General features: G+C 64.9%; 3 protein-coding genes and 1 pseudogene. 2 read left to right on the top strand and 2 right to left on the bottom strand.

Features of this window, described 5'->3' with window-relative positions:
- Positions 1-845 (top strand): PD-(D/E)XK nuclease family protein (locus JNN06_RS08015; RefSeq protein WP_291239068.1); only part of this gene is annotated, 845 nt, incomplete at its 5' end.
- A 6-nt stretch (positions 846-851) separates the two neighbouring features.
- Here the strand turns inward: JNN06_RS08015 and JNN06_RS08010 are convergent.
- The gene (locus JNN06_RS08010) at positions 852-1715 is read right to left on the bottom strand and encodes a ribokinase (RefSeq protein ID WP_291239067.1); all 864 of its coding nucleotides are present in this window, start codon (positions 1713-1715) and stop codon (positions 852-854) included.
- 14 nt (positions 1716-1729) lie between these two features.
- The gene (locus JNN06_RS08005) at positions 1730-3985 is read right to left on the bottom strand and encodes an NADP-dependent malic enzyme (RefSeq protein WP_291239066.1); all 2256 of its coding nucleotides are present in this window, start codon (positions 3983-3985) and stop codon (positions 1730-1732) included.
- Positions 3986-4111: 126 nt separating this feature from the next.
- On the opposite strand from JNN06_RS08005, the pseudogene JNN06_RS08000 reads away from it, so the two are divergent.
- A pseudogene (locus JNN06_RS08000) lies at positions 4112-5002 on the top strand (DNA mismatch repair protein MutS); the annotation flags it as partial.

Genomic DNA, 5002 nt, shown 5'->3' with positions numbered 1-5002 from the left:
GGCGGGAACGCGCGGCGCGGGCGCAGGCGGAATCCATGCGGCTGCTTTATGTCGCCCTGACGCGGGCGCAAAGCTGGCTGATCGTTGCGGCGGCGGGCAACCTTGCCTCGCAGCGAGATGGCAAGAGCGCGCGTGAACCGGCCTGGTATGACCTGATCCGCGCCGGCGCGGAGCGGATCGGCGCGACGCCGGGGCCGGGCGGCACGCTGGTTTTTGCGCATGGCGCATGGCCGACGGGGGTGGACACTTCCCCCATCGCAGCGCCCGTGCCCGAAACGGCGCTGCCGGAGTGGGCCGGGCGGGCAGCGCCTGCTGCCGGGAAAGCGGCGAAGATGCTGAACCCATCGGCGCTTGGCGGCGCAAAAGCGCTGTTTGGCGAAACCGAAAGCGAGGCCGACCAACAAGCTGCCATGGCGCGCGGAACGGATTTGCACCTGCTGCTGGAACATCTGCCAGAGGCACCAGAAGCCGATTGGCCGATCATGGCACAGGTGCTGGCTCCGCAAGCGCCGGACCTGCTGGAGGAGGCAAGGCGCGTGATCCTCGCGCCGCATCTGGCCGAGGTTTTCGCGCCTGACACGTTGAAAGAAGTGCCTGTGACCGCAGAAATTGACGGGCAGCGCATGGTGGGGGCCATTGATCGCCTGATTATCACGCCAGAGCGCGTGCTGGCGGTGGATTTCAAATCCAATCAGGTGGTGCCGCGCAGCCCGGAAGAAACGCCCGAAGGGTTGCTGCGGCAAATGCGGGCCTATGCCGAGGCGCTGCGCCAGATTTACCCCGACCGGAAGATCGAGACGGCCTTGCTGTGGACGAAGACGGCCGAGCTGATGCGGGTGACGTGAAAAACGTCACTGCGCTTGCAGGAAAGCCTCCACCTCGGCCGCCGAAGGGATCGCCTGCGCAGCGCCGATGCGGGTGACCTGCAAGGCAGAGGCCGCCGTGGCGCGGCGCATCGCGGCGGCGCGATCCAGCCCGAGATCCAGCGCGGCGGCCAATGTGCCGATGAAGGTATCGCCCGCGCCGGTGGTATCGACCGGAACAACACGGAAAGCGGGCATGAAAAGCGGCTCTAACCCTGCGGAAAGCCACTCTGCGCCCTGTGCGCCTTTGGTGATCAGGCAATCCAGCGGCGGCAGCGCACCGAGAGCGGCGCGGGTTTGCTCGGCCTCGATCTCGTTCATCACCAGAAGGCTGGTATGGGGCAAGGCGGCTTTCACCGCCTCGATTTCAAAGGGCGCGGCGGAATAGACCACGCGGAGGCCCTTGGCGGCGGCCAAAGCGGCACCCTCGGCCTGTGCTGAGGTCTCGTTCTGGATCAGCAGCGTGTCACCCGCCACGGCATCCGCCAAAGCCGTTTGCACCATGGCGGGCGTAAGGGCGCGATTGGCGCCGGGATAAATGACAATGGCATTCTCGGCGCCGGGATCGACGTTGATGATGGCATGGCCGGTGGCCTCTGCGAGGGTGGAAACACCTGAAATATCAACGCCATAGTTGCGCAACTGGCCCAGAACCCAGTCACTGTTGGGCCCAACCGCGCCAATATGGACCGCCCGCGCCCCGGCCCGCGCGGCGGCAACCGATTGGTTGGCACCCTTGCCGCCCAGACCCTGAGCATAGGCCAGCGCCGAGAGGGTTTCTCCCGGCGCGGGCAGGTGCGGCACGCGGTAAACATGGTCGATATTGATCGAACCCAGATTGTAAACCGTCATGGCCGCGCCCCTTTTTAGCCGATCTTGCAGGCGGCCAGCGCCGCCATGTTGAGAATATCGTTGACCGTCGAATTGGTCGAACAAATCTGGATCGGTTTCTTGACCCCAGTGAGGATGGGGCCGATGACGGTGGCACCCGCCATTTCCTGCATCAGCTTGACCGAGATCGACGCCGAATGCCGGGCGGGAACCACCAGGATATTCGCCGGGCCAGACAGACGGCAGAACGGGTATTGCGCCATGGCCTGCGGGTTCAGGGCCACATCCACCGCCATTTCGCCGTCATATTCAAAATCGACCTTCAGGGCGTCCAGCACCCTGGGCGCCTCGTGCATCTTGGTGGCACGCTCGGACACCGGATAACCGAAGGTGGAGAAGCTGACGAAGGCCACGCGCGGTTCCAGCCCCAGCCCGCGCGCCACACTGGCCGAGCGGATGGCGATCTGCGCCAGATCCTGCGCATCGGGCCATTCATGCACCAGAGTATCCGAGATCAGCACGATCCGGCCCTTGTGCAGCAGGGCCGTGACGCCCACGGCGCCATCGGCGGCCTTGGCATCGAACACATGGTTGATCAGGTTCAGCACATGCGCCGATTTGCGGGTGGCGCCGGTGATCAGACCATCGCCATGACCATGGGCGAGCATCAGCGCGGAGAACACGTGGCGATCGCGCGTGGCAAGGCGGCGGATGTCGTGATCATCAAAGCCTTGACGTTGCAGGCGTTGATAGAGGAAGTCCTTATACTGATCGAGATGGCGGCTGTTGCCGGCATTCACCACCTCCAGCTCGCGCACCGCATCTTGCAGACCGGCGGCCTCCAGCTTTTCGCGCACCTCAGACTCGCGGCCCACGACAAGAGCCTTGCCCAGACCGGCGCGCTGATAGGCCACGGCGGCGCGCAACACGCGGGGGTCATCGCCCTCGGCAAAGATCATGCGGGCCTGTGCCGCCTTGGCCCGGGCATGCACACCTTGCAGGATCGAGGCGGTCGGGTCCATCCGGGCTTTCAGCGCGGCCTCATAGCCCTTCAGGTCGATGATCGGTCGGCGTGCGACGCCGGTATCCATGCCCGCCTTGGCGACGGCGGGGGGGATGACGTGGATGAGGCGCGGGTCGAAGGGTGTGGGGATGATGTAATCGCGCCCGAAGGAGAGTTTGCGGCCATAGGCCATGGCGACCTCATCCGGCACATCCTCGCGGGCGAGGGCGGCGAGGGCCTTGGCGCAGGCGATCTTCATCTCGTCATTGATGGCGCGGGCGTGAATGTCGAGTGCGCCGCGGAACAGGTAGGGGAAGCCGAGGACGTTGTTCACCTGATTGGGGTAATCGCTACGGCCCGTGGCGACGATGGCGTCGGCCCGGACGGCATGGGCTTCCTCGGGGGTGATTTCCGGGTCGGGGTTGGCCATGGCGAAGATGACCGGGTTTTCGGCCATGCTGGCGACCATTTCAGGCGTCACGGCACCCTTGGCGGACACGCCGAGGAAGACATCGGCGCCCTGCATCGCCTCTTCCAGCGTGCGGGCCTCGGTGCGCGCGGCATGGGCCGATTTCCACTGGTTCATGCCTTCGGTGCGGCCCTGGTAGATCACGCCCTTGGTGTCGCACATGATACAATTGTCATGCCGCGCACCCATGGATTTCAGCAGTTCCAGACAGGCGATCCCGGCGGCACCGGCACCGTTGAGGACGATTTTCACGTCTTCGATCTTCTTGCCGCTGATCTCCAGCGCGTTCAGCAGACCGGCGGCGCAGATCACGGCGGTGCCGTGTTGGTCATCGTGGAAGACCGGAATATCCATCATTTCTTTGAGGCGCTGCTCGATGATGAAACATTCGGGGGCCTTGATGTCCTCCAGGTTGATGCCGCCGAAGGTGGGGCCCATGAGGGAGACCGCCTTGATGATCTCTTCCGGGTCTTCGGTGTCCAGCTCGATGTCGATGGCGTTCACATCGGCAAAGCGCTTGAACAGGACGGCCTTGCCCTCCATCACCGGCTTGGAGGCCAGCGCGCCAAGATTGCCGAGGCCGAGGATGGCGGTGCCGTTGGAGATGACGGCGACCATGTTGCCCTTGACGGTGTAATCATAGGCGGTCTCGGGGCGCTCGGCGATGGCATGCACGGGCACGGCGACGCCGGGGCTATAGGCCAGCGAAAGATCGCGCTGCGTGGCCATCGGGGTCGAGGCAACGATGTCATATTTGCCGGGGCGCGGCTCCAGGTGATAGGCGAGCGCCTCTTCGGGGGTGATCTTGGTCTTGGTCATCAGGGGGCCATCCTGTGGGGTTTCCTGAACCTCTTAGCGCCCTGCCTGTCGTCTGCCAATTGCGGTTTGCCGCTTTTCGCCACGCGGGCGGTTTTGTAGGGTCAGCGCGATGATGGAGGACGGCCCGTGACCGATGACACCGTGACGCCGATGATGGCGCAATATCTGGAAATCAAGGCGGGCTATGCCGATGCGATTCTGTTTTACCGGATGGGCGACTTTTACGAGATGTTCTTTGCCGATGCCGAGGCGGCGGCAGAGGCCCTGGATATTGCGCTGACCAAGCGGGGGTTCCATCTGGGCCAGCCGATCCCGATGTGCGGGGTGCCGGTGCATGCGGCGGAGGGTTATCTGCTGGCGCTGATCCGCAAGGGCTTTCGTGTGGCGATTGCCGAGCAGATGGAAGACCCTGCCGAGGCCAAGAAGCGCGGCTCGAAATCGGTGGTGCGGCGCGATGTGGTGCGGCTGGTCACACCGGGCACGCTGACCGAGGATACTCTGCTGGAGGCGCGGCGACACAATTACCTTTGCGCCTTTGCCGAGGTGCGCGACGAGGGCGCGCTGGCCTGGACCGACATTTCGACCGGCGAACTGCGGGTGATGCCCTGCCCGCGAGCGCGCTTGTCACCCGAGCTGGCCCGGCTTGCGCCGCGCGAGGTGCTGCTGAGCGAGGGCCATGAGGCGGAGTTGCGGGGGCTGGTGGAGGATCTGGGCGGATCTGTGACCGCCCTTTCGCGGGGATCTTTTGACAGTGCGGGGGCGGAGAAGCGGCTTTGCGCGCTGTGGCAGGTGGGCACGCTGGAGGCCTTTGGCGCCTTTGAGCGAGCCGAAATGGCCGCAATGGGGGCCTTGGTCGATTATCTGGATCTCACCCAACGCGGCAAGCTGCCGCTGCTTCGGGCGCCGCAGCGTGAGGCGCTTGGCGGGGCGATGCAGATTGATGCGGCAACGCGGCGCAATCTGGAAATCACGGCTGCCATGACCGGCGGGCGGGCGGGATCGCTGCTGGATGTGGTG

This window comes from Gemmobacter sp. (assembly GCF_016792925.1).
GTDB lineage: Bacteria > Pseudomonadota > Alphaproteobacteria > Rhodobacterales > Rhodobacteraceae > Gemmobacter.
The sequence above is the reverse complement of the archived record's forward strand: the minus strand, read 5'-3'. Positions and strand labels throughout refer to the sequence as shown.